The following is a 21322-nucleotide window of genomic DNA, read 5'->3' as shown; positions in this document are numbered from 1 at the left end:
TTTATGCTTATAAGCAATCCTGACCATGCGTCAATTCAAAAAGCATGCGCCCTCTTCGACCATTCCCCAACGAAACGACCCCGGCTTGAAACCCCGGCATCGCGATACGAAAATCTTGCTGTGTTCGCCACACAACAACGAACGATTTAGGCCCAACTCTGTGCTGGATCAGTTCTGATGACAGAGTGCGAAACTGCCAGACGATGCGAGTCCCGGCACATAAAACCCACATGCGCACTCAGAACGGCATTGCTTCGCACTCTATTAATCGAAAATAGCCGCCCAAAACCCATCCTAAGGAATAGGTGGATACTGTTTATCTGTCGTGTAAATCAGGTTTTACTCGACAAGAGGGTGTTTTACTTATAGTTGTTATTGTCGCTCTAGAATTAATTGCGAATTTTACACGTAGTAAACCATCGCCACTTTCCAGGTAGGAAAAACAATGGCACTCAACATTATCTCGAACTATGCGGCAAATGTTGCGCATCGCAATCTGACTGCGTCTGATTCAATGGCAACAAAGTCGCTTTCAAAGCTGTCAGCTGGTACGCGTGTTGTCTCGGCACGCGACGATGCGGCATCGATGGCAATTGGCGCGCGCCTTAACGCGACGACGCAGGCGCTTAAAACCGCCTCGGTCAATGTCGGGCAAGCCAACTCGATGTTGCAGATTGCCGATGGCGGCATGGCCACGATTGACGACGTTCTCGTCCGGATGAAAACACTGGCCGTACAGGCATCGTCAGGCAACCTGTCCGACGTCGAACGTGGTTTCCTCAATGACGAATTTGTCGAGTTGCGTGACGAGATCGACCGTATCGCGTCCTCGACCAACTTCAATGGCATTCAACTGCTTGGCGATGGGGGGGATGTTGCAATCAATCTCACACCTGCCACCGCCAATGAAGCGCTCACGCCCGCTTTCGGCTTTGACCGGTTCGCGATTACGGACAACAATTACTGGGCACAGGACGCCGCTGAAGATGGTGTCGACGATAACGGGCTGGAGATACGGATCCAGGAAATTGGCGGCGATCAGGTCATTATGACGGTATTGGTGGCGATCGATGGCGCGATAGACCGGACCCAATCAATCGACGTCACTGACTTTGCCGCGACTGGCGGATCACGATCCATTGCCGCTGGCGAGAACACGATGCTCAATTTTGATGAGCTCGGCCTGTCAATTACAGTAAACACCAACTTCTCGGACTCAGTTGACTACGTCAGAGCGGGCACCACAGGTTCCAATGATTTCGGTTTTAACTCGGCCAATACCGATTTCATGGGATCAGGCATTGATACATCCACAGGCCAGTTCTTCTTCATGGAAGAGGACAAGGGCCAGCAGCTTTCCGACACAATTGAATTCCAGGTCGGTGGCGGCAACACCGCCAATGATCGTCTTTCGATTGACTTGAGCGCCGTTGACTCTGCAGTGCTGGGATCATCTGGTCTCGGTCAGGAAACGCTGGAAGACCTTGGCGCTAACGCTATCAACACTGCGGCTGCTGCCCAGAACGCAGTCGAAGTCGTAACGCGTGCGATTGATGACTTGCAACGTGCCCGTGCTGCAGTCGGCACATCCCAGAACCGTCTGGACTTTGCCGCGCAAAACCTTGCATCGACGCAGGAAAATACGGAATCCGCACGCTCCACGCTGCTTGATCTGGATGTTGCTGCCGAAATGACGGCCTTTACATCCAAACAGATTTTGGTTCAGTCCGGGGTTGCGATGCTGGCCCAAGCCAACCAGATGCCGCAAAACCTGTTGCGGTTGCTGCAAGGCTAGCGGACGACATCTGAAAAAACATTTTGACGTGCCTGCCTGTTGCAAAAAGGGCCCGAACGAATTTCGTTCGGGCCCTTGGTTTTAGGCGGATCTGAGGCCAAAAGACGATCTTGGATCAGTCTTCGAAATGGCCCTTGGCGGCAAATCCACCACCCTGATAGATCACAGCGGGATCCTTGCGATCTTCGGGCGGGAAAGCGGCCTCGATCTCGGCGCGGTATTGCTCGGAACTGTCTTGCGGTTTCCAGCCAAGGAATTCGGCGTGATCGTTGCTCCACCATTTCGACTTGTTGTCCGACACACCATACATCACCAAATGTCCGGTCATCGGGGCGGCAAAGATCGCCTTCATCAGGGAAATGAAGTCACGCGGGCTCATCCAGGTAGACAGCATGCGGCGATCACGCGGCTTTTCAAAGCACGAGCCAATCCGCACAGAAACGGTTTCGACATCGAACTTGTCGTAATAATAGCTTGCCACGGCTTCGCCGTAACATTTGGTCACGCCATACAGGCTGTCGGGGCGCTGTTCGGATTTGTCATCAAGCTTGGTCGTGCGTTTGTGGAAGCCAATCGCATGGTTGGAGCTGGCAAACATGATGCGCTTAACCCCGTTCTGACGCGCACCTTCATACAGGTTATAGGTGCCTGCCAGATTGGCCTGAAGCAAATCATCAAAGGCTGCCTCGATTGAAATACCGCCAAGATGAATGATGCCATCGACATCCTTGGTCAGCTCGATCACGGCTGCACGATCTGACAGGTCACATTGCACGACTTCCTCGTTCGGGCCTGCCGGGTCCATGGGGGAAATATCAGACAGGCGAATGACATCGGCATAGCCCTTAAGTCCCTCGCGGCAAATCTTGCCAAGGTTTCCACCAGCACCGGTAATCAGCAAACGTTTCATAAGTATCCTCTTTGATATCGGTTTTGCCCGCGATCAACTCGCCCCGAACACAAGGTTCGGCAGCGTCATTGAAATCGCCGGAATATAGGTTGTCAGCAAAAGCGCGGTCAGGATCGCCAGATAAAACGGCCAGATCGACTGCACGGCTTTTTCGATTTTCACCCCACCAATCGCGCACCCGACAAACAGGCACGAACCAACCGGTGGCGTACACAGGCCAAGGCCCAAATTCATCATCAGGACCATGCCGAACTGGATCGGATCCATACCGAACTGCATGGCAAGCGGCAGGAAGATCGGCGTACAGATCAGGATCAAGGCTGCCATATCCATGATCATGCCCGCAACCAGCAGCATCACGTTGATCATCAAAAGGACCATGATCGGATTGTCAGTGATACCGGTAATCGCCTCTGCCAGGGCATCAGGCACCTGATAGAATGCCAGCATATAGCCATAGGCCGACGCGCACCCGACCAGAAGCATCACAAGGGCCGTCGTCTTGGCCGATTGTTTGACTGCGGCAATAAAGCCCGCCCAACTGAGTTCCCGATAGACAAGCCCGGTAATGATCAGCGCATAGGCAACGCCAATGGCACCGGATTCCGTGACGGTGAATACGCCACTCAGCACGCCGCCGACAATGATCACGGCCGTGAAGAAGCCCGGCAGCGCGCGAACAGCTGTACGCCCCACCACCGCCCAACCCGGAAACGGTTGCGCCGGATAACCGTGGCGGATTGCCACCAGCCAGGTCGCAAGCCCCAGCAACACACACATGATGATGCCCGGCACAACGCCCGCCATGAACAGCTTGGAAATCGAAATGCCCCCGCCTGCGGCAACCGCATACAGGATCATGTTGTGACTGGGCGGGATCATGATCCCGGCAATCGATGATGTCACCGTGACGTTGACGGCGTAATCGGCGCGGTAACCTTCCTTTTTCATCACCGGAATCAGGATTGACCCAAGTGCCGAGGTATCAGCCACCGCAGAACCGGAAATGCCGCCAAACAGCATCGAGGAAAATACATTCACAATGCCAAGGCCGCCGCGCCGGTTACCGACCAGAGCAGTGGCAAATTGCACAAGCCTGCTGGCAATCCCGCCATGAAGCATCAGCTCACCGGCAAAGATAAAGAACGGAATGGCCAGCAATGAGAAAACGCTGATCCCGGACCCGATGCGCTGAAACGCAATCAGGGTCGGAAGCCCTTCAACGAAAAATGCCCCCAAGGCAGCAACGCCAAGTGCAATGGCAACGGGCATGCCAATCAGAATACCGATGGCAAACACGCCCAGAAGAATGGTCATGCCCATTTATTCAACGTCCTTATTCAGCAAATCATCGTGATAGACACTGGCGCGCGCAATTTTTTGCCAGCCAGCTATGATCTTGAAAATGTGGACCACGCTGTAAAACATGATCCCGGCCCCGCATACCGCCATGGGTACGGATCGCAAGCCATCTGAAATATGGATGATCGGCATTTTCTTGGCCCAGTTGAAGGCCACCAGATCCATCCCGCCGATCAACATCCAATAGCCAAACCATGCCATGGCGGCGTAACTGATCGCAGCGACAATGGCGGCAATCTTGGGCGGCAATGCATCGCGGAAAAACGAAACCGAAAGATGACTGTTGTCGCGCATACCGGCCGCAGCCACGGGGAAGGTGATCAGCACGATCAAGATCAAGGATACCTGTTCAACCCAGGTCGGTGTTTCATTAAGCACATAACGCCCAAACACCAGCCAGGCAAAACTGGGAATAAGGGCCACAAGCGCCAAACCGCCAATAAGGTTGAGCACCCCGGCGATTCCCCCGCCAAGACGGTCGAGTAAATTGGTGAAACTGGAAAACATCTATGCGCCGCCAGAAATATGATTAATCAGCAACAAAACCAAAATAGAGTAATCTCGCACAGAAAGAAGGGCGACGATAAAATCGCCGCCCCTTCAGTATGCTGTCTTATTTCTGCGCATCCTGGATGGCTTTGACCAGATCGGCCAGATCCGGGTTGGCTTCAAGGAAGTTGTCGTAAACCGGCTGCATGGCGTCCTGGAAAGCCTGCTTGTCAGCGATTTCGTTCACTTCGATGCCAGCAGCAATGACTTTTTCCTTGGACTGCTCTGCACGGGCGGCCCAGGCAGCACGCTGCACTTCAACCGACGCGTCAGCGGCATCATGGACGATCTTTTTCTCTTCGTCCGAAAGGCTGTCATAAAGCGCTTTGTTCATGCACAGGCATTCCGGCAGGATCAGGTGCTGGGTTACCGAGTAGTATTTGGCAGCTTCGAAGTGGCCGGAGCTGTCATAGGACGGATAGTTGTTTTCTGCACCGTCGATCACACCGGTTTTCAGCGACTGATAGACCGAGCTATAGGCCATCGGGGTCGCGTTGCCGCCCAGCGCATCAACCATCTGAACATAAAGATCGTTGCTCATGACGCGGAATTTCAAACCGTCAAGGTCAGCCGGGGTGTTGATCGGACGCTTGGAGTTATAGAACGAACGCGCACCTGAATCGTACCAGCCAAGCGGCTGCAGGCCAGCTTCGATCAGGCCATCGGCGATCTGCTGACCAGCCGGGCCATCCATGACGTCATGCATGGCATCGACGCTTTTGAAGATGAAGGGCAGCGAAACAACGTTGGCTTCAGGTGCAACTTCGCCCAGCGGGCCGAGGTTGAAAACAGCCCAGTCGAGACCGCCAAGGCGGACCTGCTGAATCGCATCGGGCTGATCGCCCAGAACGCCACCGTGATAAACCTTGGCTTCAAGGTCGCCACCGGATTTTTCATTAATGATCTTGGCAAATTCTTCCATGCCGGTCGAAACCGGGTATTCCGGCGGATGAATATTCCAGCCGCGCCATTCCTTGGCCTGCGCACCGGATGCCAGCGCAACCGAAACGGCTGCGGCCGCAATCGTCAGTGTGGTGGTTTTGATAAACTTGTTCATTTTGGGTCCTCCCAGACAATCTGATGTCTACTGCGTTAAAGCCTTGTTGCCCTTTTGGGGTCTTGTTCTTGTCATATAATCCTACAATCGCGAACTTGTAAACACAACTGTAAGAAAAATTAACAACTAGTCTAATAGCGCCTTTAAATTCCTGTGTCCCAATTGTCAGCGTGGCACACAATTCACGCCCCGACAGAACCACCTGCCGGGACGTAAGCAGGTCTATACTGGCGTTACCAGCAATGGCTTACTGGGCACGCAATGCACCGTCGCCATAAGCCTTGCGGATCACATCCGCCAGCATGTCATGTTCCGCATCGGTCAAATCGGTCAGCGGACTGCGCACCGGGCCCGTATCGCGCCCGATTACCCGCATGCCAGCCTTGACGATGGAAACCGCGTATCCCTTGCCGCGATTGCGGATATCAAGATACGGATAGAAGAATTCCTTGAGCACGCGCGCCATGGTTTCATCGTCATCGCGGGTCAGTGCATCGTAAAAATCAAGGGCCTGCTGCGGCAGGAAGTTGAAGATCGCAGACGAATAGGTTGTCACACCGGCGGCCTTGTAGGCCTTGGCAAACACTTCTGCGGTCGGCATACCGCCGATATAGGACAGGCGATCCCCGATCAGGGTGCAGACCTTGGTCACCATTTCGATATTGCCGTGACCGTCTTTGAACCCGACAAGGTTCGGGCAAACCTCACAGAGCTTGGCGAGTGTTTCAGCCGTGATGATGGAATTGTCGCGGTTATAGACGATCACGCCGATATCAACCGCATCACACACCGCCTTGACGCGGGCAAACAGGCCTTCCTGCTCGGCACCAATCAGATATTGCGGCAACAGCAAAAGGCCATCAGCACCTGCGTCCTCGCAAGCCCTGGCAAGATCAACTGCCATTGCCGTGCCGTAGCCACAGCCCGCTATGATCGGTGTATCGCCAGCAACCTCCTTGGCCGCGCGGACAGTTTCAACGACCTCTGCCGGGGTCAGGGAAAAGAATTCCCCCGTGCCACCTGCAGCAAACAGCGCGGTCGCCGGATATTGCGACAACCAGCTGACATGCGCGCGGTAGGTCGCAAGATCAAGCGCGCCATTGGCATCAAAAGGCGTCACCGGAAAAGAAAGCAACCCGGCGCCAATCGCCTTTTTCATCTCTAGATAATGCATCAAGCGTCCCTAATGTCTGAATGCGTCAAAATAACTACGACGATTCTATAAATTCATAATATCACTTTGTCAAACATAATACCGGCATCTTTCTGCGGCGGCAGAAATCCCGGATAAACAAGGGTTTTGGCTAACCCTCAGACACCTGCGACTTTGGTATAAAGCTGCAACTTCGGGGTGAATTCTTCGAATCGGGGTGATTGGTATGATGACTTTATGCCCAAAGCCCGCTAGGGTCAGGGCTCATGAGTTTGATTTAAATGACATAACCAAGAAGAACGGTAATGACTGATATCACCGCCGCAAGCCGCATCCTTGCAGATGCCTTTACCAATCACACGCTGATTGATCCGCTGCCTGAGGACATCGCGCCGAAAACCTTTGAAGAGGCCTATGCCGTTCAGGACGCCACCCTCGCACAGGTCGGGATTGCGCAAGCCGGGTGGAAGCTTGCGGTTGCGACCCGTGCTGCACAGGAAAAGATTGGCGCAGATGGACCGCTGGTTGGTCCGTTGCTGGATGGTCGTATTCTTGGCGATGGTGCAACATTGACGACCAAGGACATCCATTTCCCGAATATCGAGGCCGAAATTGCGGTTGTCATGGACAGCACCCCTGCCCCGGACGCCACATCAAGCGACATCCTTGATCATATCAAAAGCATGCATCTGGCCATCGAAATCGCTGATCGCCGCTATCATGAAAAGCAGTCGCCGGTTCAAACGCTGGCTGATCTGAATTCGACCAGCCACTTCATTCTTGGTCAGGAAATTGAAGGCTGGCGCGACCTTGGCTTTATTGGCGGCAAAGTCACCACCAAAAGCAACGGCGAAGTGCTTGCCAGCAATGACGATCCCGATGCCTGGCCGGAAATCTTTGGCGGGCTGGAATATCTGGTGGGCTTCCTTGCCAAACGCGGCCAAAGCCTTAAGGCGGGGGATGTGATCACCACTGGCGCCTGTGCGCTGCCGACCATCACCCCATTTGGCAAGATCGAAGCGATCTTTGAAGGACTTGGAACCGTAAGTGCCGACATCAAACAGGTCTGATTGCCGCCCAAAAGACGCCAACAAAAAAAGCCATGCGACATCACATCGCATGGCTTTTGTTTTATATGGCAGCGCGGATTAACCGTTTTCGCGGAACTTGTGGACCGGCACACCGGGCACTTCAACGCGCAGCTTGACCAACTTCCCGGCATGGGGGAACTCGGCGCGTTTTTCCGGGCTGTAATTTTCCTGATGGCTGGTGACATACAGCGTTTTCATATCCGGCCCGCCAAAGCACGGCATGGTCGGATTGGGCATGGGCATCGGAATGGATTTCAAAAGCGTACCATCCGGGGCAAATCGATTAAGGTTGCCTGCTGATACACCAGCCGACCAGTAACACCCTTCAAGATCCACCGCGCCCCCATCCGGGCGGCCCAGCGTATCATCAAGATCCAGGTACCGCGTGCAGTTGGAAATATTGCCCGTGGCAACATCAAAGTCCCAGCAGTTGACCCACGGCCCGCGTGAGTCCGAATGATACATTTTTGATCCATCCGCGGACCAGGCAATGCCGTTGGAAATCTTGAACCCTGTTGCCTTTTCCTCAACCTTGCCATCGGCCGTAATGCGATAAAGCGACGCAATCGGCATCTTTTCGGGATTGTCATCCATGGTGCCAACCCAGAACGCCCCGTCCGGGCCGATCTTGCCGTCATTGGTGCGGCTGTTGATCCCGTCCTCAATACGGCACAGCGGGGTTCGCTCATCCGTGACTGGATCAAGCAACATGATATCCTTGCGCAAAGCGACAATGATGCGCCCCTGATCGGTCAGGCCAAAGCAACCAAGCTCGCTGTCAAAGGCCCAGCTCTTGCGCGCACCTGTTTCAATGTCTTGTGCGTGCAGCTTGCAGTTCAGAATATCTGTCCAGTAAAGCCGGTTATTGGCCGCATCCCAGTTCGGGCATTCTGCCAATGTGAACGTCTCGTCAGAGAGAAGCTCCGGCTGATAGGTCACGCCGCTCGTCATCATACACACTCCCGTATTCATATGATCATTTTTGTTGTGATTGATGTGCCGCTCCTGCCCCTGTTTGTCAACAGGGTTTGTGATCGCCTGCCCCCTTCAAGCGGGGCATGTCGAGAAGACAGACCACACAGGATCAAACCGACACGATCTTGCGTCGGGCAGTTGTCGCGCATTTTGCGGGTCAGGTTACTTGTCGCGCGCGTGATCGGTGACACGCTGGCGGGCCTGATGCAGGTGATAGCGCATCATAAGTTCGGCACTGTTGCCGTCATGGCCAATGATCGCATCATAGATCTGTCGATGTTCGCTCAGCACCTTTTGGGCGCGTTCCGCAGATCCACCGCGTGTGATGTTCAGCGCCACACGCATGGATTTGGACATCACCTCATGCAAGGAATTCAGGATGGTGACAAAGATTTCGTTCCCGCTGGCGCGCGCAATCGCCATATGGAAAGCCAGATCGGCCTTGTCGGCAATGTCACCGGCCGCAACCCCGTCTTCAAACATCTTAAGCGCGTTTTCGATTTCACGATGATGGCGGGGGCTGGCGCGTTCGGCGGCCATGCGTGCCGTTGTACCTTCAATTGCGGAACGTGCTTCAAAGCAGCGCAGAAGCCCCGCGACATCGCTGATGCCACCAAACTCGATCAGACCTTGTGGCGGGCGTTTTTTAACAAACGACCCAACCCCTTGGCGGGCATAGACCAGCCCATCGGATTGCAGCTTGCGCAAAGCTTCGCGCACAACCGGGCGCGACACGCCAAAGGACGCGCAGATTTCATTTTCCGAGGGTAGCTTGGCGCCTTCGGCAAGGTTGCCCGAGATGATCTGTTCAAGGATCTGACCATAAAGCTGGTCAGCAAGCTTTTCGCGCTTCTGAACCCTTAAAAGCAATTCCGACATCCGTCCCCCGGACTTGTTATCTTGTAAAACTTACTTGTAAGTTTTATCGACAAAATCCGGGTCGGTAAAGCCCCTGCCCCTTTATGCTATCAACCCGGCTCAATCGACGAGTGAATAGTCACGATTGCCCGGTATGCCGACAACCTCGTCATCATCAACCAACCCGCTGTCGGGCAGCTCAAGCAGACTTGGCACAAGTGTCATGGTTCCGCTTAGTGTCTGGTTTTTATCAAGAACAACCAGATCCCCGTGTTCCTTGAATTCCGGGCGGTTATGCACGTTTGGCACATGCGAGACCGGCTCGACACAGAAAGTCTTGCCGTCTTCGGGGATATAGAACTGAACGTTGGAAAGGCTGTCACTGGCGATCATTTTCACGCTGTATCCGGCATCCTGCCAGACCATATCGGCCTCAAGATGCCAACCGGCATAATGGGCATCAAGCGCAAGGTTATGGCGGATCATGCGGCCATCGGAGAAATCCCGCCCCAGATCAATGACCGTGCGTGCGGTTGGCAACATGTCTTCGTCTGTCGCAAAGCTGTCCGATGCAATGAAGGCAACTGATACATCATCCCCGCCCGGGAACCACGGGTGCAATCCAATGCCATAGGGCATCGGCGTTCTGCCAAGATGACGCACGCCGATTTCAACGGTCACATCAACGTCAGTGACCTTGAATTCCTGCCAGGCGACATAAACAAAGCCGCTTTGCGGATCGTCATGTTTGTGGTTGAAGCGCAGCGTATCGACCGTGGGGCGTTCAATGTTCCATTGCGATGACCGGCCAAAGCCGTGAATGGCATGCGGGCTGGGTGGGCGATTTGCCGGGACCTTGACGATGCGGCCATCAAATTCGAACTCGGCAAAGGCCAGTCGATTGGCAAACGGCACCATCGGGAAACAGCCCAGATTTGACGGATTGCCGGATGCAATCGCCTCGGGCGTTACGGGCCGCAATAAATTAATGATCCCTTTGCCATCCGGGCGGATCCAGTCAATCCGCGATATTGCGCCGCCGTCGGGCACAACCCCGATCTGAAAGGGGCCGCTGTTCCAGCGGTATTCAGGGTCGCCTTTTTTGGCCATTCCTGCACGCCTCAAATCCAACCAAAATCATATGATGACTTTCGGGGCTACTTTCACTAATTTGGTTTCATTACTCAATCAAATCAATGGAAAATGCCCGGCATCACCATGCCTGTTTACAAAACAAGCCCCGATGGTGCCAATGGCGTCAAATATTGATCAACGCCAGACCGTCACTTTTATATCCAGTTGTTTTACACCGGATTTATCGGATACGCAAAATGAACAAGCCCCAAGTGTCAGGAACACCACGCAAAGTTTCATTGACCGAAAAAGTCATCGCCAGCCTGCGTCACGAGATTGAAAGCGGTCAACGTGAACCCGGCACCAAGCTGCCGACGGAACCGGTTCTGACCGAACAGTTCGGGGTCAGCCGCACGGTCGTGCGCGAAGCGATTGCGGCTCTTAAGGCCGACGGGTTGCTCGAACCGCGCCAAGGGGCGGGTGTTTTTGTGCTATCCCCGCAGGCCCGCACCAATGAGACATCCATCTTTGCGGTTGATTATGCGCAGGTATCAGACGTTCTTGAAATTCTTGAATTGCGCATGGCGGTCGAAATTGAGGCCGCCGGCCTTGCCTGCACGCGAAGTTCCGTCGCCCAACAGACCAAGATTTACGAAGCCATGGCCAAGATGGAAACCGCCCTTGAAAAAGGTGAACCGACCGAGCAGGCCGATTTCGAATTCCATAGTGCGATTGCCGCTGCCACCAATAACCGCCGCTTTACCGAATTCCTTGAACATCTGGGCGATAAAACCATCCCGCGCGCGCAATTGCGCCGCCGCCCGCCAGAAGCCAAGGACCAAAAAGCCTATATGCAGATGATCACCGGTGAACATCGCCGCATTTATGATGCGATTGCCGCGCGCGACGAAGATACCGCCCGCAAGGCGATGCGCGATCACCTCAGCCAAAGCCAGACCCGATATCAGAAACTTCTGACCCAGCGATAAGCGGCGTTAGACCGCAATCGCCTGTGCCAGCGTCGACATGTCGGAAATAACAATATCGGCACCGGCTGCATAAAGACGCTGGCTGGCCCCTTCGCGGTCATCGGCATAATGCCCGCCGCCGACGAAACCGATACATTTCATGCCCGCCGCCCGCGCCGCCGTAACCCCGGCAACAGAATCCTCGATCACGATGGCATCACCCGGGGCATAGCCCATGGTGTGCGCCGCATGCAGGAAAAGATCCGGGGCCGGTTTGCCGTTTTTTACGAAATCGGCACTATAAACCCGCTCGTCAAACCATGGGCCAAGGCCCGTGACCTGCATGGTTTTTTCAAGCCGTTCGACCGAGCTGCTTGATGAAATGCAAAAGGCAATATCGCGTGCCTGAAGAACGGTCAGGACGGTTTCAATTCCGTCAATTTTGCTCAGATCGCGATCATACCGGTCAAATAGCATTTTATAGTAATACGGTTTGAATTCCGCACTGACATCGCGACCCGTGTGGGTTTTGATATATTCAATCGGTGCTGAACTTGACCGTCCGGTAAATCGGTCGGATACGTCGCGCAGACTGAGCGGCGCGTTGAAGTGCTCAAGCACGTCAACCAGTGTCGCCAGCGAGATCGGCTCGCTATTGACCAGCACCCCGTCGCAGTCAAACAGCACAACGCGACAGGCGTCAAACAGACCCTGGATCTCTGATGCTGATGTTACGATCCCGGTCCCGTCATCATCGCTCAGACCCTGGACGTTGTTTCCTCGGACTTTGTTTTCATTTGCCATGTTCAACCTGGCTTGTTTCGTTTGTGTTATCCCGACAGCCTAGCCAAACGGCAAGTTCAGCGTCAACAAAAATGAACATTTGACCAATTAATGAACTTTTGATCAACTCAGACCAAACTAAGCCCCGGCCAAGTCAGAAGCCACACCAGATACCAGACCAAACAAAAGATCACCCGGCATCGGAGATATTCCGCAAAGCCGGGGATAATGCGGAGGAAGACCCATCATGAGTCCCACTTATCCTTGCTTTGTCGGCGTGGATGTCGGCACCGGAAGTGCGCGCGCAGGCGTTTTTGACGCCAATGGCAAATTGCTTGGCAGTGCCGCACACGCGATTGCAATGAACCGGCCAAAGCCCAATTTCGTCGAACAGGATTCTGAAAATATCTGGCAGTCGGTCTGTCAGTCGGTACGTGATGCCATGGCCAAATCCGGGGTCCCCACTGACAAGGTCGCCGCCATCGGGTTTGATGCCACATGTTCGCTCGTGATCCGCGATCAGGATAACCGGCCACTGGCTGTCACCCCCAATGGTGCGGACAACTGGGATGTGATTGTCTGGATGGATCACCGGGCCGTGCGCGAGGCAGAGGAATGCACAGCCACCGGTGCCAAGGTTCTGGAATATATCGGCGGCACCATGTCGCCCGAAATGGAAATCCCCAAATTGATGTGGCTGAAACGCCATCACAATGCCGCCTGGCAGAAAATGGGCGCGGCGTATGATCTGGCCGATTTCCTGTCGTTCCGCGCCACTGGCAGCAATGCCCGGTCCTGCTGCACGGTGACATGCAAATGGACCTATCTTGCCCATCAGGATCAGCCATGGGATCGCGATTTCCTTAAAGCCATCGACATGGAAGATCTGAATGACAAGATCAACATGCATGACCCCGCCCTTGCTGTTGGCGAACTGATCGGATCGCTTTCCGAACAGGGGGCAGTTGATCTTGGTCTGACGACGGATTGTGTTGTCGGGGCTGGCCTGATTGATGCCCATGCCGGGGCGCTTGGCACACTTGGTGAATATCTGGATGGCAACCTTGATCAGCATTTTGCGATGATCGCGGGGACATCGACCTGCCATATGGCGCTGTCGCGCGAGCCCCGCTTTATCAAGGGGGTTTGGGGACCCTATTTCGGCGCGATTGCCCCGAACCTTTGGCTGAATGAAGGTGGGCAATCCGCGACGGGGGCGTTGCTTGATCATATCGTTGCCATGAATCCGTTTTCCCATGATATGGGCCGTGATGCCCATAAGCTTGCCGGTGAAAAACTGATGCCGATGATGGCGGAAAAAACCGATCTGGCACCGCGCCTGCATGTTCTGCCCGATTTTCATGGCAACCGATCGCCGCTGGCCGACCCGGAAGCCCTTGGCGTGATTTCCGGTCTGACACTGGATCAAAGCGAGGAAAGCTTCCTGAAGCTTTATTGGGCCACCGCCTGTGCGATTGCCTATGGCACGCGCCACATCATCGATGCCATGAACGATACCGGATATGACATCACCCACATCCATCTAAGCGGCGGGCATACCGCCAGTCAGGTGCTGGTGAAACTCTATGCGGATGTGACCGGCTGTACCGTGGTGATGTCTGATTGCGAAGAGCCGGTTCTGCTGGGATCGGCCATGTTGGCCGCCGGTGCCCTTGATGCGGAAGGTGGCCTTGCAAGGGCCGCGCGCCAGATGGCTGGCAAGGAAACCGCCCACGCACCAGATCCGTCAGCCAAGGCAGATCATGATCGTCGATACGCCATTTTCCATCAGATGCACACCCACCGTCAGCGCCTTGATAGCATGAGCAAAACCTGATTTTTGCCTGCCCAAAAGTACGATATCTACGCCGTTCGTACGGGTTTGGCGCGGTGCAGCCTATCCAAAAGGCGCTTGACGTCACTTTGGGTTGAGGTCAAAACAAAAGGGCCGATGCGTTTGCATCGGCCCTTTCTTTCGCACGCGCAACGGCGGGGTCGGGGGATCATGCAGATTGAAACTTTAAATCTGCACCGTCACGGCGTGATGCCGTTTAAGGCCAGCCTTTTTGACAAAGGCTGGCCTTAAATCTTATTCAGCCGGATGTTCGTGGGCTGCCTGTACTTCGCCGCGCTTGGTGCGGTTCTTGGCAAAGGTACCGACAATCAGAACAAAGAACAGCGGCACAAAGAAGATTGCCAGCACGGTTGCGGCAATCATCCCGCCCATCACACCGGTACCCACGGCCACACGGGCCCCGGCACCGGCACCGGTCGAAATCGCCAGCGGCACGACACCAAGGGTAAAGGCCATCGACGTCATGATGATCGGACGCAGACGCTGACGGGCGGCCTCGACGGTTGCATCAAGAAGGCTCATACCGTCGTCGTAAAGTTCGCGGGCGAACTCGACAATCAGGATGGCGTTCTTGGCCGACAAACCAATCGTGGTCAGGATGGCCACCTGGAAATAGACGTCATCGGGCAGACCACGCAGCATCGCCGCGATCACCGCACCAAGGACACCGAGCGGCACAACCATCATCACCGAAATCGGAATCGACCAGCTTTCATAAAGGGCAGCCAAGCACAGGAAGACGACGATCATGGACAGGGCATAGAGTGCCGGGCCCTGCTCGCCTGCTTCGCGTTCCTCATAGGACAATCCCTGCCATTCCAGGCCGATATCGCCCGGCAACTGTGAAACAAGCTTTTCCATTGCTGCCATGGCATCGCCAGACGCCACACCCGGTGCGGCTGCACCCTGAATGTTGAGCGACGACAGACCGTTAAAGCGTTCCAGACGCGGAGAACCATAGGTCCACTCGGTCGAGGAGACAGCCGAAATCGGTACCATCTCGCCCTTCTGGTTGCGGACATACCAGTAATCCATGTCTTCGGGCATCATGCGGTATTTGGCATCTGCCTGCATGTAAACCCGTTTGACGCGACCGTTTTCGATGAAGTCGTTGACATAGCTTGACCCCCAGGCCGCCGCCAGCGTCCGGTTGATATCAGCAAGGTTCACGCCAAGGGCGCTGGCCTTTTCCTGATCGATGTTGATGTTGAACTGCGGCGTGTCATTCAGACCATTCGGACGCACACCGACAAGACGCGGGTCCTGCGATGCCATGCCCAGAAGCTGGTTGCGGGCCGCAACCAGGGCATCGTGCCCATTACCACCGCGGTCAACAAGCTGCAGGTCAAAGCCGTTCGCCGTGCCAAGTTCGATAATGGCCGGCGGCGCAAAGGCAAAGACCATGGCTTCACGGATACCGGCAAACGCACCATAGGCACGGCCAATCACCGCATCGACCGATTGATCCGGACGCGTACGTTCCGACCAATCTTTCAGGTTCACGAAAGCAATACCCGCATTCTGGCCACTGCCCGCGAACGAGAAGCCGGCCACGGTGAACAGACCGTCGATATTTTCGGCCTCATTCTCCATAAAGTGGGTTTCAAGCTTCTTGAGAACCTCAACCGTACGCTCCTGCGAGGCACCGGCCGGCAACTGCACCATGGCGAACATGATGCCCTGATCTTCTTCGGGCAGGAACGATCCCGGCAGACGCCCAAACATCGCAACCAGAGCCGCAACCAGAATGCCATAGACAAACAGGTAGCGCCATTTGCGGTTCACAACGTGACCAACACTGCCCTGATAGAAGTTGTTGGTCTTGTCAAACCCGCGGTTAAACCAGCCAAACGGACCTTTTTTCTTGCTCGGATCCGTGTGACCGGGCTTGAGCATGGTCGCACAAAGGGCCGGTGTCAGAACAATTGCCACAACCACCGACAGCACCATGGCCGAAACAATGGTGATGGAAAACTGGCGATAAATCGCACCTGTGGACCCGGCAAAGAACGCCATCGGCACAAACACGGCCGACAGAACCAGCGCAATACCGATCAGCGCGCCAGTGATCTGCCCCATGGATTTACGCGTTGCTTCACGCGGCGGAAGCCCGTCTTCGTGCATCACACGTTCGACGTTTTCCACCACAACAATCGCGTCATCCACCAGAAGACCGATGGCCAGCACCATGGCAAACATGGTCAGCGTGTTGATCGAATATCCGAATGCCGCAAGGATCCCGAAGGTCCCAAGCAGAACAACCGGCACCGCAATCGTCGGAATAAGCGTCGCGCGCCAGTTCTGCAGGAACAGGAACATCACCAGGAAGACGAGGACAATCGCCTCAAACAGGGTGTGGACCACTTCCTCGATCGACACTTCAACGAACGGGGTGGTGTCATACGGATAGACGATCTCGATCCCTTGCGGGAAGAACGGTTTCAGTTCTGCCAGACGGGATTTTACCGCCTCGGCGGTATCAAGCGCATTGGCACCCGTCGCAAGGTTGATCCCGATACCGGTTGCCGATTCCGCATTGTAGCGCCCGACGATTTCATAGCTTTCGCCACCGATTTCGATACGGGCAACGTCCCCAAGACGAACTTGCGACCCGTCCGTTTCGACCTTCAGAAGAATGTTGGCGAACTCCTCAACCGTCTGCAGTTTGCTTTGCGCGGTAATGGTTGCGTTGATCTGCTGACCTTCGACGGACGGCGCACCGCCAATCTGACCAGCGGTGACTTCGGTGTTCTGCGCCTGAATGGCGGCATCAACATCCATCACCGTCAGGTTATAGGCCAGCATCTTGTTCGGATCGAGCCAGATGCGCATGGCATGCTGGGCACCAAATACCTGCACCGAACCAACGCCGTTCACACGGGCAATCGGATCTTCGACCGACGACACAACAAAGTCCGACAGGTCTTCGGCGTTCATCGAACCGTCAGAAGACACAAAGCCGACAACCATCAGGAACGAGCCCGATGATTTGCTGACCGTCACACCCTGTTCCTGCACTTCGCTCGGAAGGGAGGACATGGCAGCCTGCAGTTTATTCTGCACCTGAACCTGCGCGATGTCGGGATCGGCTTCGGGTTCAAAGGTCAGGGTCACTGTTGCCTGACCGTTACCCGACGAGGTCGAGGACATATAACGCAGATAATCAAGGCCGTTCATCTGTTGTTCGATCACCTGGGTGACCGTGTTTTCAACAGTTTTGGCCGAGGCGCCCGGATAGGTTGCCTCGATCTCGACAGAAGGCGGCGCGATCGATGGATATTGCTCCACCGGCAACTGCCAAAGCGACAGCCCCCCCGCCAGCATGATCACCAGGGCGACAACCCAGGCAAAGACGGGGCGATCAATAAAGAATTTTGCCATTGAATAAGTCCTTATTCGGCGGCTTTGGCGGTTTCAACAGGCTGCGGCGTAACAGGTGCACCCGGTCCGATGCGCTGGATGCCATCAACAATGACTTGCGCGCCATCTTCAAGACCAGCCGTCACCAGCCAATCCTGCCCCTGCGACTGTTCAATCGTCAGATCCTTGGACGCGACCTTGCCATCCTCGACAACATAGGCATAAGCCGAGCCATCCGGGCGGCGCATGACCGCTTTCTGCGGCACAAGGAACGCGCCTTCAAGGTGCCCCTGACGGACCTGACCGCGCACAAACATGCCCGGCAGAAGGGTTCCATCCGGGTTCGGGAAGACTGCACGCAAACGCACCGTACCGGTGGTTTCGTTCACAGTAACGTCCGAGAACTGCAAGGTGCCTGTGTGCGGGTATTCCGCACCGGTCGCATCAATGATCAGGTTGACCTCGATCTGGCCTTCGGTAACGCCCTTGATCCGGCCGTTCTGAATTGCCTGCTTGATCTTGAGCAACCGGCCACCGGCCTGCGTCACATCGACATAGATCGGGTCAAGCTGGGTAATCGTGGTCAGTTTTGCCGACTGATTGGCAGTCACAAGCGCACCTTCGGAATAATCAGACGAGCTGATCTGACCGGAAATCGGTGCGGTGACCGTGGTATAGGCCAGATCAATACGGGCCTGTTCCAGTTCCGCACGCGCAGCGGCCACAGCGGCCTTGGCCTGTGCTTCGGCCGCCACCGCATCGTCATAGGTTTGCTGGCTGACAGCCTGTGACTTGATCAGCGGGTCATAGCGCGAACGCGTCTTGGTCGTCTGATCAAGGGTGGCGCGCTGGCGGGTCAGTTCGGCCTGGGCGGCATCAACACGCGCCAGATAAACTTCCTGATCAATCATATAAAGCTGCTGACCGGCCTCAACAAACGCACCCTCGGTGAAGTTGCGTTCCTTGATAATACCGTCGACCTGGGGGCGAATGTCTGCTTGGCGGAAGGCCACAGTACGGCCCGGCATTTCTTCAACCAGGCCAACCGTCTGGGCGTTCAGCGTGACAGTGCCGACCGGCGTCGCCTGCGGTTGCTGCTGGGCGTTGGCTTGCTGCCCGCCGCCTTCATTCTGTTCGCTGCAGGCTGCTACAAGCACGACAAGCGCTGCCAAACCAGCGAATTTCAAACTAGATCGCATGGACAAAATGCTTATTCCTTCTAAGTCCCTGCAAAGCAATGTGGTGGACGCTTTGCCATTGCATTCATGAATACTGTACGGTACAGTACACTTTGTGCACTGCACGATCAAGACCCAATAACAGCAGAACTGACAAAGATGAGCGAAACGCCAGAAAAGCATGAAAAACAACACGCTCGCGGTACAGCACGCCGTCGCGCAATGATGGATGCTGCATGGGCGTTATTGCTTGAACGTGGCTTTGCCGGTGTCACCCTGAACGACGTCATCTCTCAATCGGGCGGGTCGCGCACAACCCTTTACGAAGCTTTCGGCGGAAAGGATGGCTTGCTTGCCGCTGTCATGACCGAGCGCTGCAAGGAATTCTCCGCCGAACTGCATATTTCGCTGGAAACCGACCTCCCTCCCCGTGATGCCCTGACGGACTTCGGCACGAAACTGGCCCAGAAGATTGTAACCGAGGAAGTCGCCCGCTTCACCCAAATTCTGTATTCCGAAGGACAGCATTTTCTACCCCTGATAGAGAAGTTCTTTGAAGTCGGTCCCGACAGCACACGCAAACACCTTGCAGACTATCTTTCGCGGCAACAGAAACTCGGCCGGATTAAAATTGAAGACCCGGACCATTCGGCAGAGATGTTTGAATCGATGATTATCGGCGACTGGCAATCGCGCATCATGAAACACAACCCGCGCCCCCCGATGACAGATCAGCAGATCAGCGCACGTGTATCGCGTGCCGTTGAAACCTTCCTGTGTGGCATCGCAACACCCGAAACGCGCGAAATGTTCGGCTGTGGCAGTTAACCTCCGCTTGTTTCCGAGTAACGTCAGGCACTAATAACGCCACCCTCCTGACAGCATCCTGTCAGTTGTGATGAAACACAGCGCCTGCTCGAAACAAGTGCCCCGCGTCAGATCAAGTTGATTTTGCCCTAACATTACCAAATTTGCGATAGACTCTGGGACGTGTTGCCATGATGGCGACGCAGAACTGCACATCACGTCACGTAAAAGGACCCCGTCATGCAGTTGCGAAAGGCACTTACCGGCTTTGGCGTTCTTGCGATTTCCATTGCAAGTCTTGCGACCCGTGCACAGGCAATTTCCATCGAGGATGCCCGCACTGCCGTCGATGCGATCCTGATGCAATCAGGCATTTCCGCGACCGAGGTCGATGCACGTACGATTGACGGGAACGCGGTTGAGCTCGTATATGATGCTATTTCCCTTGATCTCAACGGTTATTCCACCCCGCGCCAGCTGGTGATGGATGATGTTCTGGTTTCTGTGCGCGATACCGACAATTCAGATCAGGTTGACCTTGACGTCAAACTGCCAGAACAGGCCAGGATGCTGGCCGAAGCAACCAGCGACCAGCGCGAACTGACGCTCCGCAATGCCGGCGGGTATCTGCGCTGGGATACAGCGCGCAATGTGCCTGTCACCTTTGACGGCTTCGCCGATTTTCTGGTTGGCGAAGAACCCGTCTCGCGCAAGCACTGGATGATGAACGGCCTGATCATCCAATGGCTGCCTGAAATGGCGCGTATTGCCTGGCAGGCGGCCGAATGGACCGGACCAAACCGGGAAAAACGCGGCTCGATCAAATCGACCAATTTCACGCTGTATCCCGGTGAGGACGGCAACACCCGACTTGATTACGCCCATGATGGTTTGTGGCTGCCAAGCCTTCTGCAGCCGCGCACGGTGCGGGTAAAAACCAGCAGCGACGGACTTCCATGGTCAGACGCCCAGCCAATCATTGAAAAGGGCTTCCACGACATCCTGACAGGAACCGCCCCGCGCTTTGCCCGCCGCCAAATCGGCGATGCGCTGTGGAAAAAGGCAGCCCAGAACGGCGCGCCGGTCAAAGTTGACGAATTCTATGTTGAATCCCGTGGCCTCGAAGCACTCGGATCTGGCGAGTTCCTGGCACAGGCCGCCGCACGCTATGGCTTCACCGGTGATTTTGACTTCCGGCTTCTGGGCCAGGACAAGCTTGTTGATTTGCTTGGCACCCCTGACAGCCCGACGCTTCTGGGCGCACTTGTGCCATTTGCCGTTAATGGACTTGCCGCCGGACGCCCCGGCCCGCAAGGCACGACCGAATATGATGGCCAACTGCTACCCGATGGCCGGGTTGTGGTCAATGGCCTGACGGTGTTTCGCACAGCGGATGGCAGCTAACGGTTGCCTTGGTTGCTTTTTTAAAGTCGACATCCTGTCATTTCTTCGCTGCGACAAAGTCTGCATTGCGGGCAAACGCGCCGTTGCGTGATCTTGCACGAAGGCGCCGACTGGATGATTTGGCCCAAAAAGGCCTTAGGAAA

The 21322-nt window shown here is 55.2% G+C and carries 17 protein-coding genes; 6 read left to right on the top strand and 11 right to left on the bottom strand.

Features of this window, described 5'->3' with window-relative positions:
- Nucleotides 1-445 precede the first annotated feature (445 nt).
- Nucleotides 446-1795, top strand: a complete 1350-nt coding sequence (locus tag AUQ43_RS07740) for a flagellin (RefSeq protein WP_062955669.1) — start codon at nucleotides 446-448, stop codon at nucleotides 1793-1795.
- A gap of 115 nt (nucleotides 1796-1910) precedes the next feature.
- Here AUQ43_RS07740 and AUQ43_RS07735 read toward each other — a convergent pair whose 3' ends face one another.
- From AUQ43_RS07735 to kdgD, 5 genes are all read right to left on the bottom strand, one after another.
- A complete protein-coding gene (locus AUQ43_RS07735) occupies nucleotides 1911-2705 on the bottom strand; it encodes an NAD(P)-dependent oxidoreductase (RefSeq protein ID WP_062955668.1) in 795 nt (264 codons plus the stop codon).
- A 33-nt stretch (nucleotides 2706-2738) separates the two neighbouring features.
- The gene (locus AUQ43_RS07730; protein ID WP_062955667.1) at nucleotides 2739-4028 is read right to left on the bottom strand and encodes a TRAP transporter large permease; all 1290 of its coding nucleotides are present in this window, start codon (nucleotides 4026-4028) and stop codon (nucleotides 2739-2741) included.
- The gene (locus AUQ43_RS07725; protein WP_062955666.1) at nucleotides 4029-4574 is read right to left on the bottom strand and encodes a TRAP transporter small permease; all 546 of its coding nucleotides are present in this window, start codon (nucleotides 4572-4574) and stop codon (nucleotides 4029-4031) included. It abuts the gene before it with no gap.
- A 106-nt stretch (nucleotides 4575-4680) separates the two neighbouring features.
- Nucleotides 4681-5673 carry a TRAP transporter substrate-binding protein gene (locus AUQ43_RS07720; protein WP_062955665.1) on the bottom strand — a complete coding sequence of 331 codons (993 nt, stop codon included), beginning with the start codon at nucleotides 5671-5673 and terminating at the stop codon, nucleotides 4681-4683.
- A gap of 247 nt (nucleotides 5674-5920) precedes the next feature.
- A complete protein-coding gene (gene kdgD, locus AUQ43_RS07715; protein WP_062955664.1) occupies nucleotides 5921-6847 on the bottom strand; it encodes a 5-dehydro-4-deoxyglucarate dehydratase in 927 nt (308 codons plus the stop codon).
- A 284-nt stretch (nucleotides 6848-7131) separates the two neighbouring features.
- On the opposite strand from kdgD, the gene AUQ43_RS07710 reads away from it, so the two are divergent.
- On the top strand, nucleotides 7132-7896 hold the full coding sequence (locus tag AUQ43_RS07710; RefSeq protein ID WP_062955663.1) for a 2-keto-4-pentenoate hydratase: 765 nt from the start codon (nucleotides 7132-7134) through the stop codon (nucleotides 7894-7896).
- A 78-nt stretch (nucleotides 7897-7974) separates the two neighbouring features.
- Here AUQ43_RS07710 and AUQ43_RS07705 read toward each other — a convergent pair whose 3' ends face one another.
- The 3 genes from AUQ43_RS07705 to AUQ43_RS07695 form a co-directional block, all read right to left on the bottom strand.
- On the bottom strand, nucleotides 7975-8871 hold the full coding sequence (locus AUQ43_RS07705) for an SMP-30/gluconolactonase/LRE family protein (RefSeq protein ID WP_232310622.1): 897 nt from the start codon (nucleotides 8869-8871) through the stop codon (nucleotides 7975-7977).
- A gap of 183 nt (nucleotides 8872-9054) precedes the next feature.
- Nucleotides 9055-9771 (bottom strand): FadR/GntR family transcriptional regulator, encoded by a 717-nt coding sequence (locus tag AUQ43_RS07700; protein ID WP_062955662.1) that lies wholly within the window; start codon nucleotides 9769-9771, stop codon nucleotides 9055-9057.
- A gap of 99 nt (nucleotides 9772-9870) precedes the next feature.
- Nucleotides 9871-10860, bottom strand: a complete 990-nt coding sequence (locus tag AUQ43_RS07695; protein ID WP_062955661.1) for a hypothetical protein — start codon at nucleotides 10858-10860, stop codon at nucleotides 9871-9873.
- A gap of 221 nt (nucleotides 10861-11081) precedes the next feature.
- Here AUQ43_RS07695 and AUQ43_RS07690 point away from each other — a divergent pair, with 221 nt between their 5' ends.
- On the top strand, nucleotides 11082-11813 hold the full coding sequence (locus tag AUQ43_RS07690) for a FadR/GntR family transcriptional regulator (protein WP_062955660.1): 732 nt from the start codon (nucleotides 11082-11084) through the stop codon (nucleotides 11811-11813).
- A 6-nt stretch (nucleotides 11814-11819) separates the two neighbouring features.
- Here AUQ43_RS07690 and AUQ43_RS07685 read toward each other — a convergent pair whose 3' ends face one another.
- Nucleotides 11820-12596 carry an HAD family phosphatase gene (locus tag AUQ43_RS07685; protein ID WP_062955659.1) on the bottom strand — a complete coding sequence of 259 codons (777 nt, stop codon included), beginning with the start codon at nucleotides 12594-12596 and terminating at the stop codon, nucleotides 11820-11822.
- Nucleotides 12597-12822: 226 nt separating this feature from the next.
- Between AUQ43_RS07685 and AUQ43_RS07680 the strand changes: the two genes are divergently transcribed.
- A complete protein-coding gene (locus tag AUQ43_RS07680; protein WP_062955658.1) occupies nucleotides 12823-14412 on the top strand; it encodes an FGGY-family carbohydrate kinase in 1590 nt (529 codons plus the stop codon).
- 252 nt (nucleotides 14413-14664) lie between these two features.
- On the opposite strand, the gene AUQ43_RS07675 is transcribed toward AUQ43_RS07680, so the two are convergent.
- Together AUQ43_RS07675 and AUQ43_RS07670 are read right to left on the bottom strand one after the other, a co-directional pair.
- Nucleotides 14665-17811: an efflux RND transporter permease subunit gene (locus AUQ43_RS07675; RefSeq protein WP_062955657.1), complete on the bottom strand. Its 3147-nt coding sequence runs from the start codon at nucleotides 17809-17811 to the stop codon at nucleotides 14665-14667.
- An 11-nt stretch (nucleotides 17812-17822) separates the two neighbouring features.
- Nucleotides 17823-18989: an efflux RND transporter periplasmic adaptor subunit gene (locus AUQ43_RS07670; RefSeq protein ID WP_062955656.1), complete on the bottom strand. Its 1167-nt coding sequence runs from the start codon at nucleotides 18987-18989 to the stop codon at nucleotides 17823-17825.
- A 138-nt stretch (nucleotides 18990-19127) separates the two neighbouring features.
- Here AUQ43_RS07670 and AUQ43_RS07665 point away from each other — a divergent pair, with 138 nt between their 5' ends.
- A complete protein-coding gene (locus AUQ43_RS07665) occupies nucleotides 19128-19796 on the top strand; it encodes a TetR/AcrR family transcriptional regulator (protein ID WP_062955655.1) in 669 nt (222 codons plus the stop codon).
- A gap of 219 nt (nucleotides 19797-20015) precedes the next feature.
- Nucleotides 20016-21179, top strand: coding sequence for a hypothetical protein (locus AUQ43_RS07660; protein WP_062955654.1), 1164 nt, complete (start codon nucleotides 20016-20018; stop codon nucleotides 21177-21179).
- Nucleotides 21180-21322: the final 143 nt, after the last annotated feature.

This window comes from Thalassospira sp. MCCC 1A01148 (assembly GCF_001613795.1).
Classification (GTDB): domain Bacteria; phylum Pseudomonadota; class Alphaproteobacteria; order Rhodospirillales; family Thalassospiraceae; genus Thalassospira.
Note: the sequence above shows the minus strand (reverse complement) of the source record. Positions and strands in the feature narration are given on the sequence as shown.